Below are 19,205 nucleotides of genomic sequence, written 5' to 3' on the forward strand. Positions count from 1 at the left end.
CCCCCGGCCGGAGCGGTCGCGCCCCGGCCGGGGGGCGCGGGTGACGGCGGCGCCTGCCTAGTCCTCGCGGGCCGCCGCCAGGATGGGCGGCAGCACGCCCGGGTACCGCCCCTCGATCTCCGCCAGCCGCAGCTCGTGCCTGCGGAAGCTGCCCTCCGGGGTGACCCGGACCACGCCCGCCTCGCGCAGCACCTTCAGGTGGTGCGAGAGCGTCGACATGCTCACCGGCACGTCGAAGCCGCCGCAGACCACGCCCCCCGCCGCGTCGAGCTGGGCGACCACCTTCAGCCGTACCGGGTCGGCCAGCGCGCTGAGCAGGGTCGCCAGTTCGACGGAGCCGAGGTCGGGGTGGTGGAGCGCACGCATGCCCCTCACCCTACCTAATTTCGAGGCTTTGACAGCCCTCGAAGTCTCGGCCTAGCATCCGCGTCATCGCGAGCACTTCGATGCTCGTCAAAATCACGAAGTCCGGAAACCCGGCACGCCCCCCGGCCGAAAGGTGAGCGCCATGCCGAAACTTCACCTCCGCGAGTGGGGCCAGGGCCCCCGCACCGCCGTGCTCGTCCACGGACTCTCCGGCAGCTCCGAGACCTGGTGGCGGGTCGGTCCCTGGCTCGCCGCCCGCGGCTACCGCGTCCTCGCCCCCGACCTCGCCGGCCACGGCGCGAGCCCCCGCGGCCCCTACAGCAGGGAGAGCTGGGCCGACGACCTCCTCGCCGCCCTCCCGCCGCGCCCCGACCTCGCCGTCGGGCACTCCCTCGGCGGCGTCCTGCTCGCGATGATCGCCGACCGGCTGCGCCCCGGGCAGGCCGTCTACGAGGACCCCGCCTGGTACCCCTGGCAGGGCGTCGGCTACGGGGCGGCCCAGCCCGCGATCCGCGCCACCGCGTCCTGGACCGCCGCGGACTACCGCGCCGCGCACCCCGCCTGGAGCGAGGAGACCATCCGCGTCCGCCTCGCGGAACGGCGCGACTGGGACCCGGAGACCACGCGCATGGCCTACCTGGAGACGGCCTACGTGCCCGTCTTCCCCGTGGTGCCCTCGCTCCTCCTGCTCGCCGACCCGAGCGAGCTGGTCCCGCCGCCCCTCGCCGCGCACTTCGCGCAGGTCGGCTTCGCCCTGCGCACCGTGCCCCGCACCGGCCACGACGTCCACCTCGACAACGTGGAGGGCTACCTCGCGGCCCTGGAAGAGGTCGCGTGACCGCCGGGCGCGTGCTGCCCGTGGTGCTCGGCGCCCCCTTCGTGCCCGCCGGCACCGTCTCCGGGCTGCTGCCCACCGCCCGGCACCTCGGCGGCACCCGGGCCTGACCCTCGCCGGCCTCCTGTACGCCACCGCGCCCGGGCACCCCGCGGCGGCACACGGACGCGGGCGGGCGTACGAGACCGCCGTCTTCCTGCTCGCCGCGCTGACCAGCCACCTCCTGGGCAGGCCGGGCAGGCCGGGCAGCCGCGGCGCCCCGCCGGGCGGCCGGGCGCGGGCGGCGGCCCGGCGCCACCCGCCGGCCGCCGCGGGCGCCGCCGCCCCTCCGGCCTGCCGGGCGGGTCAATCGGTCCTGCGCCGCAGCGGACGCCAGCGGTCCCTGGCCACGCTGCTCGGCACCGACACGACGCCGTTGCGCTGCCGCCAGGACTGCCGGGTCACCCAGATGTCCAGCACCGCCCAGGTGGCCACGAACGTGCTCGCCACCGCGCAGATCAGCATCGGAAACGCGAACCACGAGCCGGCCAGGGTGCACAGCAGCACCACGACCACCTGAGTCAGCGTCAGCGCGATGATGATGACCGCCCGAACGGCGGCCTCCCGGACGGGGTCCGGCATGCGGGCCCTCGCGTACACTCCGCCTCCCCCCTGCACGGTGAGATGCGCGATATGTCCTCGACTTCCATGGTAGAACGCGCCCCGCCGGTCAACTTCCCCCCTGCACCCCGCCGATACGCCGGTGAGGCCCCGCACACCGGTAGTAGGCTCGCGTCGTGCCGGCGGGACACACGCCCCGCCGGCACGACGGTCAAGGGGAGGGGCATGCGCTTTCGCGGCAAGTCGATCCGGCGGAAGATGGGCGCGCTGGTGCTGGTGCCCCTGCTGTCGCTCGTGTCCCTTTGGGCCTATGCCGCGGCCACCACCATCAGCCAGGCCAGAGCGGCCGGCGCCGCCGTCTCCGCCGTGGACACCCTCGACCCGCCGCTCGGCGAGGTCGTCCTCGCGCTCCAGCAGGAGCGGCGCCAGACCCTGGTCTACCTCGCCGACCCGCGGCGCGCGGAGGCCTCCAGCGAGCTGCAGCGGATGCGGGAGGCGACCGACACCGCCGTCGCCGCCCTCTCCGCCGCCGGCGACGAGGCCCGCGGCGGCCTGCACGACGCCGCCGCGGACCGCCTCGACGCGCTGCTGACCGCGCTCGGCAGCCTCGGCCAGCTGCGGGAGCAGGTGGAGAGCAACACCATCGTCCGCACCGGCGCCCTCGACGCCTACGGCGGCCTGGTCGCCCCCGCCCTGCGCCTGTTCGCCGTGCTCCAGCCCGAGGCCGACCCCGACCTGGACCCCCGGGGCCGCGCCGTCGCCGGGCTGCGCCAGGCCCGCGAGTACCTCTCCCAGGAGGACGCCCTGGTGGCCGGGTTGCTCGCCGCGGGCCGCACCGAGGAGGGCGAGCTCGACGCGCTGAACGACCGGGTCCTGCGGCGCGAACTCACCTACGACGCCTCCCTGCCCGACCTCCTCCTGGACGACCGCCAGGCCCACGAGACCTTCTGGGAGGGCGGCACCGGGCGCATCGTCGGCTCCCTCGAACAGGACCTCCTCGCCGGCCACACCGCCGCGGTCAGGGCCGACCAGTGGGCCGAGGCGAGTTCCACCGCGCTGGACGAGCTCGGGCGGCTGACCGGCACCGCCTACGCGGGCTACCGCGGGGCCTTCGACGGCCGGGTGTCCGCCGCGAACACCAGGGCCGCCGTGGTCACGGGCCTCGGCCTGGCGGGGCTGCTGCTCTCCGCCCTCCTCGCGCTGCGCCTGGGCCGCGGCCTGGTGCGCGACCTGCGCGCGCTGAGCCGCCAGGCGCAGGACGCCGCCGAGGTGCGGCTGCCCGGCGTGACCCGCCGCCTGGCGGCCGGGGAGCACGTGGACGTCGAGACCGAGGCCCCGCGCCTCGAGTACGGCCAGGACGAGATCGGCCGGGTCGGCCAGGCCCTCAACACGCTGCAGCGCGAGGCCGTTTCCGCGGCCGTGGCCCGCGCCCGCACCCACCGCGGCATGTCCGAGGTCTTCGTCAACCTCGCCCGCCGCAGCCAGGTCCTCCTGCACCGCCAGCTCAGCCTGCTCGAGGGCCTCAAGCGCCGCGCCGGCGAGCCCGCGGACCTGGAGGACCTGATCCGCGCCGACCACCTGGCCACCCGCATGCGGCGGCACGCCGACAGCCTCGTCATCCTCTCCGGCACCGCCCCCGCCCGGCAGTGGCGCAGGCCCGAGCGGCTGATGGACGTGGTGCGCGCCGCGGTCGACGAGGTCGAGGACTTCCAGCGGATCGAGGTGCGCCGCATGCCGCCGCTGGCCGTCGCCGGCGGGGCCGTCGCCGACCTGGTGCACCTCGTCGCCGAACTCCTGGAGAACGCCACGGTGTTCTCGCCCCCGCACACGGCCGTCCAGGTCAGCGGCGAGCGGGTGCCGCACGGCTTCACCCTGGAGATCCACGACCGGGGCCTCGGGATGACCGCCGACGCCCTCCGCGAGGCCAACCTGCGCCTCGCCGAGGTCGCCGAGTTCGAACCCTCGGAGAGCGACCGGGTCGGCCTCTACGTCGTCTCCCGCCTGGCCCAGCGGCACGGGCTCCGGGTCTCGCTGCGGGAGTCGCCCTACGGCGGCACCACCGCGGTGACCCTCATCCCGGGCGAACTCCTCACCGAGGCCGAGGAGGAGCCGCCGGGACGGCTTCCCGGCGGGCAGCGGCCGGTCCTGCTCGACGGGCCGGTCGACGGGCCCGTCGAGCTGGAGGCCCCGGTCGGCGCCGGAGCCCCGGGGCAGGACACCGGGGCCAGGGAGCACGAGCGGGAGCCGGAACGCCCCGGGGCGCACGCCGTCCGCGGCGCCCCGGAATCCGCGCCCCCGCCCGGGCAGCCGCGCCGGCGCACCGCCCCGGTGCTGGTCGCCGACCACGGCAGGCCGGTGGGCAGGCCGCCCGAGCCGGGCGGCCCCACCCCCGACGAGCAGTCCACCCCGCCCACGACGCCCACGGCGCCCACCTCGCCCACCACGCCCGTCACGCCGGCCGTGCCCACCACGGCCACCGGCCTGCCCCGCCGCGTCCGGCGCGCCGCGCCCGGGACGCCGCGCGGCCGGGACCGGCAGGACGGGCCCGGGGCCGGCGCCGAACGGCCCGTCAGCCACCCCGAGCCGCCCCCGGAGCAGGACGCCGAGGAGGTCCGCGCCCGGATGGCCTCCCTCCAGCGCGGCTGGCAGCTCGGCCGCCGGCAGACCGATCCGCCGCGCGGCGGGATGCCGCCCCAGTGACACCGTAAGCAGCCAGCGAACCGTAAGGCAGGACCGATGACCGCACCCGAGGCCCCCGGCCACGGCGGCCCCCCGTACGACCCGACTTCAGGGGAGGACCCCCTCTTCCGCGGGCTCCTCGACGAACTGGTCTCCCGGGTGCCCAGCATCCGGCACGCGCTGCTCCTGGCCGCGGACGGCCTGCCCCGGGGCGCCTCCAGTTCCCTGGACCGCGAGGACGGGGAGCAGCTCGCCGCCGTCGCCTCCGGCTTCCACAGCCTGGCCCGCGGCGTGGGGCGGCACTTCGAGACCGGCAGCGTGCGCCAGACCCTCGTCGAGCTGGAGGACGCCTTCCTCCTGGTCACCGCGGCGGGCGCCGGCACCGCCCTCGCCGTCTTCGCCGATTCCGACGCCGACATAGGGCAGGTGGCCTACGAGATGACGCTCCTGGTCAAGCGCGTCGGCCCGCTGCTGTCCACCCCGCCGCGGGCCTTCCCGGGCGACGGGCGCTGAGCCGGGTCACCGTACCCGCCGCGGCCCCCTCGCCCGCGGACGGCAGGCGAAAGGTCTCCGCTCCGCTGCGCGCATGTCGCGAACCGGTGACAACGCGCCGGTAGCCCGAACCGGCCCCCGAAGGTGCCGCGTCGGATCGGGTGACAGCGGGGCCCGGGACCGACGGGGGTGGCTCCGGACCCCCGCTGTCCCCTTCCGCCTCCGCTCGCGGGCCGCCCCGGCGCCCGCCGGGGGCCGCTCAGGAGGACGGGCCGCGCAGCGCCTCCCGCGTGACCGGGAAGTCGAAGTACCGGTCGGGGAACGGCTCCTCGCGGTAGGTGAAGTGCCACCACTCGGTGTCGGCCCGCTCGAAACCGGCCGCGCCGAGCGCCTCGTGGAGTACCTCGCGCGCCGCCCGCTGCCGCTTGCCGATGTCCTTTGCTTCCGGCTTGGAGCGCGGGTCGAAGTAGTCGAAGTGCGTGCCCATGTCCACCGGATGCCCCCGGGGGCGTTGCAGGGTCACGTCCACCGTGCTGCCGCGGCTGTGCCCCGACCTCGCCGCCAGATAGCCCTCGCGGAACAGCCGGTCCTTGGGCACGTGCGGATAGAACTCGCGGCGCTCGCCCGTGTCCGCGGGGTCGTCCGCCCAGCGCAGGAAGTGGTCCACGGCGCGCTGCGGCCGGTAACAGTCGTACACCAGCAGGGAGTAGCCGTCCTCGGCGAGCGCCCGCTGCGCCGCGCGCAGGGCCCGCGCCGCCCGGCGGGTCAGCAGGCAGACGGGCTCCCGGTAGCCGTCGATCACCCGGCCCACGAAGTTGTGCGCCGAGGCGTAGCGGATCTCCTCGTCGATCCCGGGCGCCACGTCCCGCAGCGCGACGAACGCCTCGGGCGCCCGCCGTCCGGCGTGCCCGGGCCCCGCGTCGGCGGCCAGGCAGCCGGTGAGGGAGGCGAGCAGCAGGCAGCCCGCGGCCAGCGGGCGGGACCACGGCCGCGACCGGTCGCGCCCCAGGTCACGCGCCCCGGGACGCGTGCGGGGAAGGAGCCGGGAGGCGGGCCGGGGGAGTGGGCGGGAGGACGAGCGGGGAGGCGGCGCGGCCCGCGGGGCGCGGGCGGCACCCGGGTTACCTCGGCTGCGGCGCACGCTCCACACGTACCAGCGGCCCACGCCCCGGGAAAGCCGGAAGGCGCGGCGCCGCCGCATTCGGGTGGCCCGGCCCTGGTGCGGGGGCGGTGCCTGCTGGCATCGTCCTTCCATCGCCCGCGAAGACGCACGCGAGACCCACGGGAGCCGCCATGACCGCCGCGCACGCCGCGCCGTCCACCGAGCCGCCGAGCGAGCCGTCCCCCCAGGCCGAGGGTGCCGCCACGGCCGGGCCCGCGCCCCTGTGGCGGCCCTCAGCCGAGACGGCCGGGGCCGCCCGCCTCACCCGCTTCCACGCCTACGCCGCGGCGCACCACGGGGCCCCGGCGCCCGACCCCGGGGACCCGGCCGCCTCCTACGCCGCCCTGCACCGCTGGTCCGTCACCGAACTCCCCGGATTCTGGGCGGCGGTCGCCGGCTGGTTCGACGTGCGGTTCACCACCCCGTACACCCGCGTGCTCGGCGAGAGCGCCATGCCCGGGGCCGACTGGTTCCCCGGCGCCACCCTCAACTACGCCGAGCACGCCCTGCGCGCCGCCGAGGACCCCGCCCGCGCGGCGGAGCCCGCGCTGCTCAGGGTGGACGAGAACCACCGGCCCGAGGCGGTGGGCTGGGCGGAGCTGCGCCGCCAGGTCGGGGCCCTCGCCGCCTCGCTGCGCCGGCTCGGCGTCGGCAGGGGAGACCGCGTGGCCGGCTACCTGCCCAACGTGCCCGAGGCCGTGGTCGCGCTGCTCGCCACGGCGGCCGTCGGCGCCGTGTGGACCTCCTGCGCCCCCGACTTCGGGGCCCGCGGGGTCCTGGACCGCTTCCGGCAGGTGGAGCCCGCCGCGCTGGTCGCCGTGGACGGCTACCGCTACGGGGGCCGGGTGCACGACCGGGCCGCCACCGTCGCCGAACTGCGCCGCGAACTCCCCACCCTGCGGGCCGTGGTGCACGTCCCGCTGCTGGGCACCCCGGCGCCCGCGGGCGCCCACGAGTGGGCCGACCTCACCGCGGGCGACGCCGCCCCGGTCTTCGAGCAGGTTCCCTTCGGGCACCCGCTGTGGGTGCTGTACTCCTCGGGCACCACGGGGCTGCCCAAGGCCATCGTCCACTCCCAGGGCGGCATCCTGCTCGAACACCTCAAGCAGCTCGGCCTGCACTGCGACCTGGGCCCGGGCGACCGCCTGTTCTGGTACACGTCCACGGGCTGGATGATGTGGAACTTCCTGGTGTCCGCCCTGCTGACCGGCAGCTGCGCCGTGCTCTACGACGGCGCCCCCGCGCACCCGGACGCCGGCGCGCAGTGGCGGGTCGCGGAACGCACCCGCGCCACCCTCTTCGGCACCTCGGCCGCCTACGTGATGGCCTGCGTGAAGGCCGGGGTGCGCCCGGGGCGCGACTTCGACCTGTCCGCCACCCGCTGCGTGGCCACCACCGGCTCGCCGCTGCCCCCGGACGGCTTCCGCTGGCTGCACGAGGAGGCGGGCGCCGGCCTGTGGATCGCCTCGGTCAGCGGCGGCACCGACGTGTGCAGCTGCTTCGCCGGCGCGGTGCCCACCCTGCCGGTGTACACCGGGGAGCTCCAGGCACCCTGCCTGGGCACGGGCCTGTACTCCTTCGACGAGGCGGGCCGGGCGCTGACCGACGAGGTGGGTGAGCTGGTCGTGACCACGCCCATGCCCTCGATGCCGATCAGGTTCTGGAACGACCCGGACAACCGCCGCTACCTCGACAGCTACTTCCGGTCATACCCGGGCGTGTGGCGGCACGGCGACTGGATCACCCTCACCTCCAGGAACACCGTCGTCATCCACGGCCGCTCCGATTCCACGCTCAACCGGCAGGGCGTGCGCATGGGTTCCGCCGACATCTACGAGACGGTCGAGCGGCTGCCCGAGATCCGGGAGTCGCTGGTGGTCGGCGTGGAGCGGCCCGACGGCGGCTACTGGATGCCGCTCTTCGTCCGGCTGGCCGAGGGCGCCGTGCTCGACGACGCGCTGCGGGAGCGGATCAGGAGCACGCTCCGCGAGCACCTTTCGCCCCGTCACGTGCCCGACGAGGTCCTCCAGGTGCCCGGCATCCCGCACACCCTCACCGGCAAGCGCCTGGAGGTGCCGGTCAAGCGGCTGCTCCAGGGGGCGGCGCTGGAGAGCGCCGTGAACCCCGGCTCGGTCGACGACCCCGAGCTGCTGGGCTTCTTCACCGGCCTGGCACGCGAGCGGGCCGCCTCGGGCGGCGCCTGAGCGGGCCTCGCGGGCGGCGCCCGCGGCCACTGTCAGTGGCGGCGACTACGGTGGGTGACCATCGGCTTCCGAAGTGTTGAGGGGGAGACATGGCACCCACCGAGAAGCGCCAGGCGCGCCGCGCCGCCCTGTGGCGGGAGACGGCAGGGACGGTCGCGGTCATCGCCGACGAGGCTGGCTTCGCCCGGATGCGCCGCTATCCGACGTTCCGCTTCACCGACCACGCCGGCTACCTGCGGCAGACGGAGGCCCACCTGCGCTCCCTCGCCGCCCGGCACGGGCACACCAGCGTGGCCCTGTTCGACCCGGAGGGCTTCGCCGGGTTCTGTTCCCGGGAGGGCATCGACCCGGACAGCCCGGCCAGCCGCTCGCGGTACACGGCCGAGCTCGCCACCCGCGGGGCGACGGTGCCCTACCGCGGGCAGCCGATCGGCAGCCTGCTGCCGGAGCTGCTGGCCGAGCGGCTGCGCTGGGAGACCTGGGAGGCGGGCACGGCGCTGCTCGCGGCGGCCGGCTCCTGCCCCGGCTGCGGGGCGCCGATGCCGCGGTGCGCCTTCCGGCGCGCCGCCGCGCTGTTCTCCTCCGTGCTCGAGCTGCTCGGGCCGGGGGAGCACCGCCTGGTGTGCAGCCTGCTCGCCAGGGTGGGCCCGCTGACGGCCGCCGTCCGCATCGAGCTCGGGCCCGGCGGCGCCCTCGGCCTGGCCGAGCCGGAGGCGCTCGTGGTGTGCACGGTCCTCGCCGCCGCGATGGCCACCGGCGACCCCGGCGGCCTGGTGCTGCGCTCCTCGCCGCCCGGCGGACCGGCGGACGCGGCGGAGCGCGGCAGGAGGGACGGGGACGGCGGGGGAGAGCAGGCGGGAGACGAGGTGCGGGGGTGGAGCCTCCAGCGGGGCCGGGTGCGCCCGCTCGCCGAGGCCGAGGTCTTCAGCGCCTACTGCACGGACGTCCGCACCGGCGATCCCATCCCGCCCGAGCCGGGCGTCCGTTACCGCCCCGCCCCCACCCTGCCGACGCCCCCCTGCCCGGAGCCCTGACCCGCGCCGGCGCACGCCCGCGGGAGGCCCCGGAAGGGCCCCAGAGACCCGAAGAGACCCCCGAAGGGACGTGAAGAGCCCCCCGGAAGGGGCCCGAAGAGACCCGAAGCGGCCGGAGAGGACGGCAGAAGCGACATGACCAGGACCCCGCAGGGCCCGGCGCCGGTCAGGAGCCGGAGAGCACCGCCCCGGCCGCCTCCCTGGCCGCCTCCGCGTCGTCGGAGGCGCGGGCCGCCGCCGCGGCCCGCTCGCACTCCGCGAGGGTGTGCGCGGCCAGCTCCGCCCGCACCGAGGCGAGGGCGGTGGCCCCCATGGACAGGCTGGTCACCCCGAGGCCGGTGAGCACGCAGGCGAGCAGCGGATCGGCCGCGGCCTCCCCGCACACCCCGCAGCCCTTGCCCTCCGCCTTGGCCGCCTCGGCCGAGAGCGCGACCAGGTCGAGCAGCGCGGGCTGCCACGGGTCCTGGAACCGGGCCAGCGCCCCGACCTGCCGGTCGGCGGCGAAGGTGTACTGGGCCAGGTCGTTGGTGCCCAGCGAGAGGAACTCCACCTCCTGCAACACCGACCTGGCCCGCAGCGCCGCCCCCGGCACCTCCACCATGACCCCGAGCCTGGCCTGGAGGCCGGCCGCCCGGCAGGCCCCGGCGAAGGCCCTGGCCTCCGCCCGGTCGGCCACCATCGGGGCCATCACCTCGAGGGACACCGGCAGCCCCGCGGCCGCCTGGGCCAGGGCGCGCAGCTGGGTGGCGAGCACCTCGGGCTGCGCGAGCAGCGCCCGCAGCCCGCGCACGCCGAGGGCCGGGTTCGGCTCCTGCGGCCCCTGGCCCGGCCTGAGGAAGGCGAGCGGCTTGTCCGCGCCCGCGTCCAGCACCCGCACCACGACGCGCCCCTCGGGAAACGCCTGCAGGACCTCCCGGTAGGCCGCGGCCTGCGCCTCCTGGGAGGGCATCCGCTCGCCGGCCTCGAGGAAGAGGAACTCGGTGCGGAAGAGCCCGACTCCCTCCGCGCCCGCCTCCAGCGCCGCCGGCAGGTCGGCGGGGCGGCCGATGTTGGCCAGCAGCGGCACCCGGTGCCCGTCCGCCGTGGCCCCGGGGCCCGCCTCGCCAGGCGAGGCGGCGTGCCGTTCCGCCGCCGCCCTGGCCAGGGCGGCCCGCTCCTCGCCGCTCGGGCCGACCACCACCTCGCCCGTCCGGCCGTCCACGGCGATCACCGTCCCCTCCGGGACCTCGCCGGCCCCGGGCACCGCCACCGCGGCGGGCACCCGCAGGGCGCGCGCCAGGATCGCGGTGTGGCTGGTCGGGCCCCCCTCCTCGGTGACGAAGCCCAGCACGAGAGAGGGGTCGAGCAGCGCCGTGTCCGCGGGGGCGAGGTCGCGGGCCACCAGCACGTACGGCTCCTCGCTGTCGGGGACGCCGGGCATCGGCACGCCGAGCAGCTTCGCCACGATCCGGTTGCGCACGTCGTCCAGGTCGGCCACCCGGGCGGCCGCGTACTCGCCGGCCTCGGCGAGGGCGGCCCGGTAGCCGGCGAAGGCGTCGTACACCGCCCGTTCCGCGGTCGTTCCCGCCTCGATCCGGCGCTCCACCTCCGCCCGCAGCTCCGGGTCCCCGGCCATCAGCGACTGCGCCTCCAGCACCGCCTGCGCCTCGCCGCCGGCCAGGGTGCCGCGCGCCAGGAGGTCCGCGGCCACCGCCTGCGCCGCCTGCTGCGCCCTGGAGCGCTCGCGTGGCGCGTCCTGCGGGGCGAGCGCCGTCTCCGGCGGTTCGAGCGCGACCGCGCCCAGGTGCCTGACCTCCCCGATCGCCACGCCGTCGCTGACTCCCACGCCCCGAAGCCTGGTCCCCATCTCACCGTCCTGCGATCGGCGCCGCCACCTTACGGTCCGCAAACCACATAACAGGGTAAGTCATCGCAATCGCCCCCTCCCCGGGACGTCTGCCGCCGTGCCGGTAGGGTTCTGACGCACGAACAGCGGCACGGGCCAAGGGGAGGCTTCCGGGTGGAGGTCCAGGAGACGCGCATTCAGACGGATCGGGTCTTCACCATCCCGAATCTCATGAGCATGGCCCGGCTGGCGGGGGTGCCCCTGTTCCTGTGGCTGGTGCTCTCCCCGGTCTTCGACGGCCCCGACCTCGACGGCTGGGCGCTGCTCGTCCTCGCCCTGAGCGGGATCAGCGACTACCTCGACGGCAAGCTCGCCCGCCGCTGGAACCAGATCAGCGCGCTCGGCCGCGTCCTCGACCCGGCGGCCGACCGGCTCTACGTCCTGTCCACCCTGGTGGGCCTGACCTGGCGGGACATCCTGCCCTGGTGGCTGACCGCCCTGCTGCTCGCCCGTGAACTGATGCTCCTGGTCGCGGTCTTCCTGCTCGACCGCCACGGCTACGCCCCGCCCCAGGTCAACTTCCTGGGCAAGGCCGCCACATTCAACCTGATGTACGCCTTCCCGTTGCTGCTGCTTAGTGACGGAAGTAGCTGGGCGGCATCACTCGCTGCTATTTTCGGATGGGCGTTCGCTGGCTGGGGTACAGCGCTGTACTGGTGGGCAGGGATTCTCTACGTGGTCCAGGTCCGCCGTCTCCTGAGGGCGGATGCCACGGCCGACTGAGCTCACCCTGGCAGCGTCGCAGGGGCCTGGCGCCCGTACGTGCGCACATTCCGGGGAGCCACCCCGGGCCCGGGCCCCCTCCAGACGGGCCCAGTCGGAGTGACTGTCGACTCCCCGAGGAGGACACTTCCGATATGAAGGCCGTCGTAATGGCTGGAGGCGAAGGCACCCGGCTTCGCCCGATGACCGCGAGCATGCCCAAGCCCCTGCTGCCCGTGGCGAACCGTCCCATCATGGAGCACGTGCTCCGGCTGCTGAAGCGGCACGGGCTCACCGAGACCGTGGTCACCGTGCAGTTCCTCGCGTCGCTCGTGAAGAACTACTTCGGTGACGGCGACGAGCTCGGAATGGACCTCACCTATGCACACGAAGAAAAGCCACTGGGTACGGCCGGAAGTGTGAAGAATGCCGAGGAGGCACTGAGAAACGACTCGTTTCTGGTGATTTCGGGGGACGCGCTCACCGATTTCGACCTCACCGATCTCATCCGCTTCCACCGGGAGCGCGGTGCCCTCGTCACCGTCTGCCTGACCCGCGTCCCCAATCCCCTGGAATTCGGCATCACCATCGTCGACGAGGACGGCCGCGTCGACCGTTTCCTGGAAAAGCCCACCTGGGGACAGGTGTTCTCCGACACGGTGAACACCGGCATCTACGTGATGGAGCCCGAGGTCTTCGACTACGTCGAGCCCGACGTCTCCGTCGACTGGTCGGGCGACGTCTTCCCGCGGCTGATGAAGGAGGGCAAGCCGATCTACGGCTACGTCGCCGAGGGCTACTGGGAGGACGTCGGCACGCACGAGAGCTATGTCAAGGCCCAGGCGGACGTGCTGGAGGGCAAGGTCGACGTCGAGATCGAGGGATTCGAGATCTCGCCCGGCGTGTGGATCGCCGAGGGCGCCGAGGTGCACCCGGACGCCAAGCTGCGCGGCCCCCTGTACATCGGCGACTACGCCAAGATCGAGGCCGGAGCGGAAATCCGCGAGCACACCGTCGTCGGTTCCAACGTGGTCGTCAAGTCCGACGCGTTCCTGCACAAGGCCGTCGTCCACGACAACGTGTACATCGGCCCGCAGACCAATCTGCGCGGCTGCGTGATCGGCAAGAACACCGACGTGATGCGCGCGGCCAGGATCGAGGACGGCGCGGTCATCGGCGACGAATGCCTCGTGGGCGAGGAGTCCATCGTCCAGGGCAACGTCCGCGTCTATCCCTTCAAGACCGTCGAGGCCGGCGCGTTCGTCAACACCTCCGTCATCTGGGAATCCCGCGGCCAGGCCCAGCTGTTCGGCGCCAGGGGCGTCTCCGGCATCCTCAACGTCGAGATCACCCCCGAGCTAGCCGTCCGGCTCGCCAGCGCCTACGCCACCACCCTGAAGAAGGGCTCCACGGTCACCACGGCCCGCGACCACTCCAGGGGCGCGCGAGCCCTCAAACGCGCCGTCATCTCGGCCCTGCAGGCCAGCGCCATCGACGTCCGCGACCTGGAGAACGTGCCGCTCCCCGTCGCCCGCCAGCAGACCGCCCGCGGCAGCGCGGGCGGCGTCATGATCCGCACCACCCCGGGCGTGCCGGACTCGGTGGACATCATGTTCTTCGACGAGCGCGGCGCCGACCTCTCGCAGGCCGGGCAGCGCAAGCTCGACCGCGTCTACGCCAGGCAGGAGTACCGCCGGGCCTTCCCCGGCGAGATCGGCGATCTCAGCTTCCCGGCCAGCGTGTTCGACGCGTACACCGGCTCCGTGCTGCGCGCCGTCGACACCTCCGGGGTGGCCGAGGCGGGTCTGAAGGTCGTCGTCGACGCCGCCAACGGCAGCGCGGGCCTGGTGCTCCCGAGCCTGCTCGGCCGCATCGGCGTGGACTCCCTCACCATCAACCCCGGCCTGGACGAGGCCCGTCCCACCGAGACCGCCGACACCCACCGGGCCGGCCTGGTGCGGCTCGGCGAGATGGTCTCCTCGGCCAGGGCCGCCTTCGGCGTCCGCTTCGACCCGGTGGGCGAGCGGTTCGCCCTGGTCGACGAGCGCGGGCGGGTCATCGACGACCAGCGCGTCCTGCTCGTCATGCTCGACCTGATCGCCGCCGAGCGCCGCGGCGGCGCCGTCGCCCTGCCCGTGACCACCACGCGGATCGCCGAGCAGGTCGCCGCCTACCACGGCACCCAGGTGGAGTGGACGAGCACCTCGCCTGGCGACCTGACCCGGGCCACCCACAAGGAGGGGGCGATCTTCGGCGGCGACGGCAGGGGAGGCTTCATCATCCCCGAGTTCTCCAGCGTCTTCGACGCCACCGCGGCCTTCGCCAGGCTGCTCGGCCTCGTCGCCCGCACCCAGCTGTCGCTCAGCCAGATCGACGCCCGCATCCCGCGCGCCCACGTCCAGCGCCGCGACGTCGCCACCCCCTGGGCGATCAAGGGCCTGGTGATGCGCCGGGTGGTCGAGGCCGCGGGGGACCGCACCATCGACACCACCGACGGGGTGCGCGTCGTGGAGGCCGACGGCAGATGGGTGCTGGTGCTCCCGGACCCGGCGGAGGCCGTGACCCACCTGTGGGCCGAGGGCCCGGACGACGCCACCGCGCAGGAGCTGCTCGACCACTGGTCCTCGGTCGTGGACAGCGCCGAGCGCTGACCAGGGGGCGGGCCAACGGCCCTGCTGTGGGGGCCGTTTCGAACTCGGGGGGCCCGGCGTGCAATCATGCCCGCCATGCCACCGCAGGAGCCCGGACAGCGCGCGCCGGTGCGCCCCGACGCCTCCATGTCACTGCTGACCACCGTCATGAGCCACACCCTCGACGAGGGGTACGCCCTCGCGGCGGCCAGACGGGACGCCGAGGGCCGGGCGGCGCTGCCGCCCACCTCACGCGCCAGGCTCTGGCTGACCGGGGGGCTGTTGCTCGCCGCCCTCCTCGTCACCCTGGGCGCGGCCCACGCCCATGAGGCCGCGCCCGAGGTGGCGCAGGAGCGCGCGCAACTGCTCGACCGGGTCCGCTCCGGCACCGAGGCCCTCGACGGGCTGCGCGCGCAGGTCGGGGAACTGCGCGAGGAGGTGGCGGAGTTGCGGCGCGCGGCGGAGGCCGACCCGGGCGCCCGCGAGGCGCACCTGATCGCGCTGCTGGCCGGGGCCACTCCCGTCGAGGGCCCCGGCCTCGAACTCACCCTGGAGGACGCCGAGGGGGCCGAAAGCGCCGCGTCGGGGCCGGCGCTGGACCCGCGCGGCGGCGGGCCGGCCGGCGGCCGGGTGGGCGACCGGGACCTGCAGCGGGTGGTCAACGGCCTGTGGTGGGCGGGTGCCGAGGCGATCGCCGTCAACGACCGGCGTCTCACCGCCCTTTCCGCGATCCGCACCGCGGGCGAGGCGGTGCTGGTGGACAACCGGCCGCTGGTGCCGCCCTACCGGGTGCTGGCCGTCGGCGGCGGGGAGGAGTTCGCCGCCGCCTTCCGCGCGAGCGGCGCGGAGCGCTACCTGGAGACGCTGCGGGAGGAGGAGGGCATCGGCTTCCGCACCGAGGCGCGGGAGGATCTCTCGCTGCCCGCCGCCCCGGACCCGGCGCTGCGCACGGCGCGGCCGGTGCCGGACGGCGGCGGGGAAGGGCCGTCCGGCGCGGCACAGACGCAGACGGGGGCCGGCCCGGGGGCCGGGGAAGGAGCGGTGCGGTGATACCCGTGCTGGGGCTGGTGCTCGGCGTCGCCGTCGGCGTGCTGACCAGGCCGGTGGTGCCGGCCGTCGTGGAGCCCTACCTGCCGATAGCGGTCGTGGCCGCGCTCGACGCCGTCTTCGGCGGCCTGCGGGCCATGCTCGACGGGGTGTTCGACGACCGGGTCTTCGTGGTCTCGTTCCTCTCGAACGTCACCGTGGCCGCCCTGATCGTCTTCCTCGGCGACAAGCTCGGGGTCGGCGCCCAGCTCTCCACGGGCGTCGTCGTCGTGCTCGGCGTCCGCATCTTCTCCAACGCGGCCGCCATCCGCCGGCACGTCTTCGGCGCGTGAGCCCGATGGACCCGAGGGAACAGCCGCACGAGAAGCAGCCGGCGGCCCCGGAGCCCAGGCCCCCCGGCCGGCCGGACGAGCCCGGCCGACCCGACCGCCCGGACGAGCCCGGCCACCCGGACGAGCCCGACCGGTCGGATCGGGCCGGGGAGGGCGCCGGGGCAGCCGGGACAGGGGAAGGGGCGGGCCCCGGCCGTCCCGCCGCCTCCGGCGCGGGCGCGGGGGAGGCGCCCGGCGCGGCACGGCCCGCCGCCGCGCCCGCGGGCGCGCGGGCGCTCGCCTCTGCGCTGTGGCCGCCCCGGGCCACCCGCAGTCAACTCCTCGCCGCCTCGCTGCTGTTCGTGCTCGGCCTGGGCCTGGCCATCCAGGTGCGGGCGACGGGCGGCGAGGACAGCGCGCTGCGCACCGCCCGCCCCGAGGACCTGGTGCGCATCCTCAGCGACCTCGAGGACCACACGGCCCGCCTCCAGGACGAGCGGGCCGGCCTGCTGGCGCAGCGCTCCGAGCTGGAGAGCAGCTCGGACCAGGCCGAGGAGGCCAGGCGCCAGACCGAGCGGCGCACCCGCGAGCTCGGCGTGCTGGCCGGCACCGTGACCGCCGAGGGCGAGGGCATCGTGCTGCACATCGGCGACCGGCTCGGCGTCGTGGGGGCGGATATGCTGCTCGACGCGGTGCAGGAGCTGCGGGCCGCGGGCGCCGAGGCGATCCAGGTCAACGATGTGCGGGTGGTGGCCGAGACCTCCTTCGTGGACGAGAACGGCGGCGTGGTCGCCGACGGGCACCGGCTGAGCGCGCCGTACGAGCTGCGGGCCATCGGCCGGCCGAGGGACCTGGAACCGGCGCTGAACATCCCGGGCGGGGTGGTGCAGTCACTGGAGAACCAGCAGGTCTCCGTGTCGGTGGACCGGCCGGAGAAGGTCACGGTGGACGCCTTGCGGGCGGCGGATCAGCCTGACTACGCTCAGTCGTCACCGTGACGGAGACCACCGGCGGGGGCTGCCGGACCTGCGCGGAGCCGGATAAGGGAAACTGAACGGAGGCCGTGGGCGTTGACAGGACGTCCATACGGCCGGTGAGAGATGACGGACCGTCCCGCTGTCGACGGGGCGGCCTAGGTGCGAGGGGATCGCTGGTGAGTTTTTTCGCTCGACTGTTCGGCAGGCGTCAAAGTGGCATGCACAGTGCCGCACGGTCCCGCGCCCGCCAGCATGGCGACGCGCCAGCGCCGGCCTCCGGTGCGGAGCCGGAGCGCCCGCTGTTCCGTGACGAGGTCGCCGGTGGCCCCGGCGGCATAGGCGGCCAGGGCGGCGCCTACGAGGGCCGCACGTGCTCGCGCTGCGGCCACCAGAACCCGGGTTCGAGCCGGTTCTGCTCCAACTGCGGCAACGGGCTGCGCCCCGGCCTCGAGGGCTCCTCCGAGACCACGTCCACGATCTCCATCAGCGGCCTGGAGGCCTACGAGGCGGAGATCACCGGCCAGCACCCCTCCCCGGCGCTCTCCCCGGAGGCCCAGGCGGCCGTGGAGGCCCTGCCCCCGGGATCGGCGCTGCTGATCGTCCGCCGCGGCCCGAACTCGGGCAGCAGGTTCCTGCTGGACGGCCAGGTCACCACCGCCGGCCGCCACCCGCAGAGCGACATCTTCCTGGACGACGTGACGGTCTCCCGCCGCCACGTCGAGTTCAAGCGCCAGGGCGACGGGACGTTCACGGTGAGTGACGTCGGCAGCCTGAACGGCACCTACGTGAACCGCGAGCCCATCGACTCGGTGGTGCTGGCCAACGGGGACGAGGTCCAGATCGGCAAGTACCGCCTGGTCTTCTTCGCCAGCAGGCAGGCATTCTGACCGGCAGGGGGGCGCGCGGAGTCCGCGTGGCGGTGCTCGACTATCCAAATGCCCCGGGCACCGCCTAGGGTTGCTGTGTGAATCAGCTCGACGTCGTGGGCGTGCGGGTGGAAATGCCCAACAACCAGCCCCTCGTACTCCTCCGTGAAGTCGGAGGCGACCGCTATCTCCCGATCTGGATCGGACCGGGAGAGGCGACCGCCATCGCGTTCGCCCAGCAGGGCATGACCCCTCCCCGGCCGCTGACGCACGACCTGTTCAAGAACGTGCTCGAGGCGGTGGGGCAGGAGCTCAGCGCGGTGCGCATCACCGACCTGCGCGACGGGGTCTTCTATGCCGAGCTCGTGTTCGCCAGCGGGGTGGAGGTCAGCGCCAGGCCCTCCGATGCCATAGCGCTCGCGCTGCGCGTGGGCACGCCGATCTACGGCAGCGAGGCCGTGCTCGACGACGCGGGGATCATCATCCCGGACGAGCAGGAGGACGAGGTGGAGAGGTTCCGCGAGTTCCTCGACCAGATCTCTCCCGAGGACTTCGGCACGAGCAGCCAGTAGCCACGCGTGGCGATCGTTGACGCGCTGAGTGTGGATGCCTAGCGTCAATGGGGCATGTCTTGGGAGGAGCGCTGTGTGCGTACTCATCGTGACAGTCGGTGAGTGACGGAGGCACGGTAGGGGCATGCGGAACGGAGGCCGGCGTGACAGGTAACGGCGACAGCAGAGCGGTGGGCGAGGTGGCCGCTCTTCCGGGCCCGCCGCCCCCCGGCCTGCGGGCGCGGCCCGCGGCGCGGGAGACGCCGGGCGGCCCCGGGGCCGAGCGCCTCGGATACCGCGGCCCGAGCGCCTGCGCGGCCGCCGGCATCACCTACCGGCAGCTGGACTACTGGGCCCGCACCGGACTGGTGCAGCCGAGCATCCGCCCGGCACACGGCTCGGGCACCCAGCGCCTGTACAGCTTCCGGGACATTCTCGTCCTCAAGATCGTCAAGCGCCTGCTCGACGCCGGCGTCTCCCTCCAGAGCCTCAGGACCGCCGCGCACGCGCTGCGCACCGCCGAGGCCGGGGAGCTGGCCGGGATGACGCTGATGAGCGACGGCGCGACCGTCTACCGCTGTGGCTCCCCCGACGAGCTCGCCGAGCTGCTCCAGGACGGCCGCGGCGTCTTCGGCATCGCGGTGGGCGCCGTCTGGAACGACGTGGACCGGGCACTGGGGCAGCTGCAGGCCGAGCGCGTCGACACCGGAGAGGCGGTCCCGGCCGAGCACCCGGCCGACGAACTCGCCCGCAGGCGCCACCGCTCGGGCTGAGCAGGCGCCGGCGCCCGGGCCGCCCGGGCGCGCCCGCCGAGGGCAGTCCGGGGGCCGTGCGGCTGTCAGACCCGTGGGGCACCATCGGCCC

At 75.0% G+C, this 19,205-nt stretch carries 17 protein-coding genes; 13 read left to right on the plus strand and 4 right to left on the minus strand.

Translation table 11 applies throughout. The features are described from left to right. Positions 1-57: 57 nt before the first annotated feature. Positions 58-366 (minus strand): ArsR/SmtB family transcription factor, encoded by a 309-nt coding sequence (locus D7294_RS06630; RefSeq protein ID WP_120676546.1) that lies wholly within the window; start codon positions 364-366, stop codon positions 58-60. Positions 367-508: 142 nt separating this feature from the next. Between D7294_RS06630 and D7294_RS06635 the strand changes: the two genes are divergently transcribed. Beyond that, positions 509-1,204: an alpha/beta fold hydrolase gene (locus tag D7294_RS06635; RefSeq protein WP_120676547.1), complete on the plus strand. Its 696-nt coding sequence runs from the start codon at positions 509-511 to the stop codon at positions 1,202-1,204. 342 nt (positions 1,205-1,546) lie between these two features. Here the strand turns inward: D7294_RS06635 and D7294_RS06640 are convergent, their stop codons facing one another. Further along, entirely contained in the window at positions 1,547-1,822 is a 276-nt protein-coding gene (locus D7294_RS06640) for a hypothetical protein (RefSeq protein ID WP_120677092.1), read from the minus strand. A 204-nt stretch (positions 1,823-2,026) separates the two neighbouring features. Here D7294_RS06640 and D7294_RS06645 point away from each other — a divergent pair, with 204 nt between their 5' ends. Further along, complete coding sequence (locus D7294_RS06645) at positions 2,027-4,501, plus strand: sensor histidine kinase (protein WP_120676549.1); 2,475 nt, start codon at positions 2,027-2,029, stop codon at positions 4,499-4,501. Between the two features lie 36 nt (positions 4,502-4,537). Beyond that, positions 4,538-4,993: a roadblock/LC7 domain-containing protein gene (locus D7294_RS06650; protein ID WP_120676552.1), complete on the plus strand. Its 456-nt coding sequence runs from the start codon at positions 4,538-4,540 to the stop codon at positions 4,991-4,993. A 238-nt stretch (positions 4,994-5,231) separates the two neighbouring features. Here the strand turns inward: D7294_RS06650 and D7294_RS06655 are convergent, their stop codons facing one another. Then, positions 5,232-6,113, minus strand: a complete 882-nt coding sequence (locus tag D7294_RS06655; protein ID WP_241562159.1) for a M15 family metallopeptidase — start codon at positions 6,111-6,113, stop codon at positions 5,232-5,234. 152 nt (positions 6,114-6,265) lie between these two features. Here D7294_RS06655 and D7294_RS06660 point away from each other — a divergent pair, with 152 nt between their 5' ends. Then, positions 6,266-8,338, plus strand: a complete 2,073-nt coding sequence (locus D7294_RS06660; protein ID WP_120676557.1) for an acetoacetate--CoA ligase — start codon at positions 6,266-6,268, stop codon at positions 8,336-8,338. Between the two features lie 89 nt (positions 8,339-8,427). Continuing rightward, entirely contained in the window at positions 8,428-9,372 is a 945-nt protein-coding gene (locus D7294_RS06665; RefSeq protein ID WP_120676559.1) for a hypothetical protein, read from the plus strand. A 166-nt stretch (positions 9,373-9,538) separates the two neighbouring features. Here the strand turns inward: D7294_RS06665 and ptsP are convergent, their stop codons facing one another. Beyond that, positions 9,539-11,218 (minus strand): phosphoenolpyruvate--protein phosphotransferase, encoded by a 1,680-nt coding sequence (gene ptsP, locus D7294_RS06670; protein WP_120676561.1) that lies wholly within the window; start codon positions 11,216-11,218, stop codon positions 9,539-9,541. Between the two features lie 153 nt (positions 11,219-11,371). Here ptsP and clsA point away from each other — a divergent pair, with 153 nt between their 5' ends. The 8 genes from clsA (at position 11,372) to D7294_RS06710 (ending at position 19,114) form a co-directional block, all read left to right on the plus strand. After that, positions 11,372-11,980: a cardiolipin synthase ClsA gene (gene clsA / locus D7294_RS06675; protein ID WP_120676563.1), complete on the plus strand. Its 609-nt coding sequence runs from the start codon at positions 11,372-11,374 to the stop codon at positions 11,978-11,980. Between the two features lie 134 nt (positions 11,981-12,114). Further along, positions 12,115-14,610 carry a mannose-1-phosphate guanyltransferase gene (locus D7294_RS06680; RefSeq protein ID WP_120676565.1) on the plus strand — a complete coding sequence of 832 codons (2,496 nt, stop codon included), beginning with the start codon at positions 12,115-12,117 and terminating at the stop codon, positions 14,608-14,610. A gap of 66 nt (positions 14,611-14,676) precedes the next feature. Beyond that, positions 14,677-15,639, plus strand: coding sequence for a DUF881 domain-containing protein (locus tag D7294_RS06685; RefSeq protein ID WP_422070663.1), 963 nt, complete (start codon positions 14,677-14,679; stop codon positions 15,637-15,639). Continuing rightward, the gene (locus tag D7294_RS06690) at positions 15,636-15,968 is read left to right on the plus strand and encodes a small basic family protein (protein WP_120676567.1); all 333 of its coding nucleotides are present in this window, start codon (positions 15,636-15,638) and stop codon (positions 15,966-15,968) included. Before D7294_RS06685 ends, D7294_RS06690 begins: the two co-directional genes overlap by 4 nt. 5 nt (positions 15,969-15,973) lie before the next feature. Beyond that, on the plus strand, positions 15,974-16,945 hold the full coding sequence (locus D7294_RS06695) for a DUF881 domain-containing protein (RefSeq protein WP_120676568.1): 972 nt from the start codon (positions 15,974-15,976) through the stop codon (positions 16,943-16,945). A 155-nt stretch (positions 16,946-17,100) separates the two neighbouring features. After that, positions 17,101-17,811: an FHA domain-containing protein gene (locus D7294_RS32195; protein WP_120676570.1), complete on the plus strand. Its 711-nt coding sequence runs from the start codon at positions 17,101-17,103 to the stop codon at positions 17,809-17,811. Positions 17,812-17,888: 77 nt separating this feature from the next. Next, positions 17,889-18,362, plus strand: a complete 474-nt coding sequence (locus D7294_RS06705) for a bifunctional nuclease family protein (protein ID WP_120676572.1) — start codon at positions 17,889-17,891, stop codon at positions 18,360-18,362. Positions 18,363-18,505: 143 nt separating this feature from the next. After that, positions 18,506-19,114 carry a MerR family transcriptional regulator gene (locus D7294_RS06710; protein WP_120676574.1) on the plus strand — a complete coding sequence of 203 codons (609 nt, stop codon included), beginning with the start codon at positions 18,506-18,508 and terminating at the stop codon, positions 19,112-19,114. Positions 19,115-19,205: the final 91 nt, after the last annotated feature.

Source organism: Streptomyces hoynatensis, from assembly GCF_003626535.1.
GTDB classification, from domain to species: Bacteria; Actinomycetota; Actinomycetes; order Streptomycetales; family Streptomycetaceae; genus Streptomyces; species Streptomyces hoynatensis.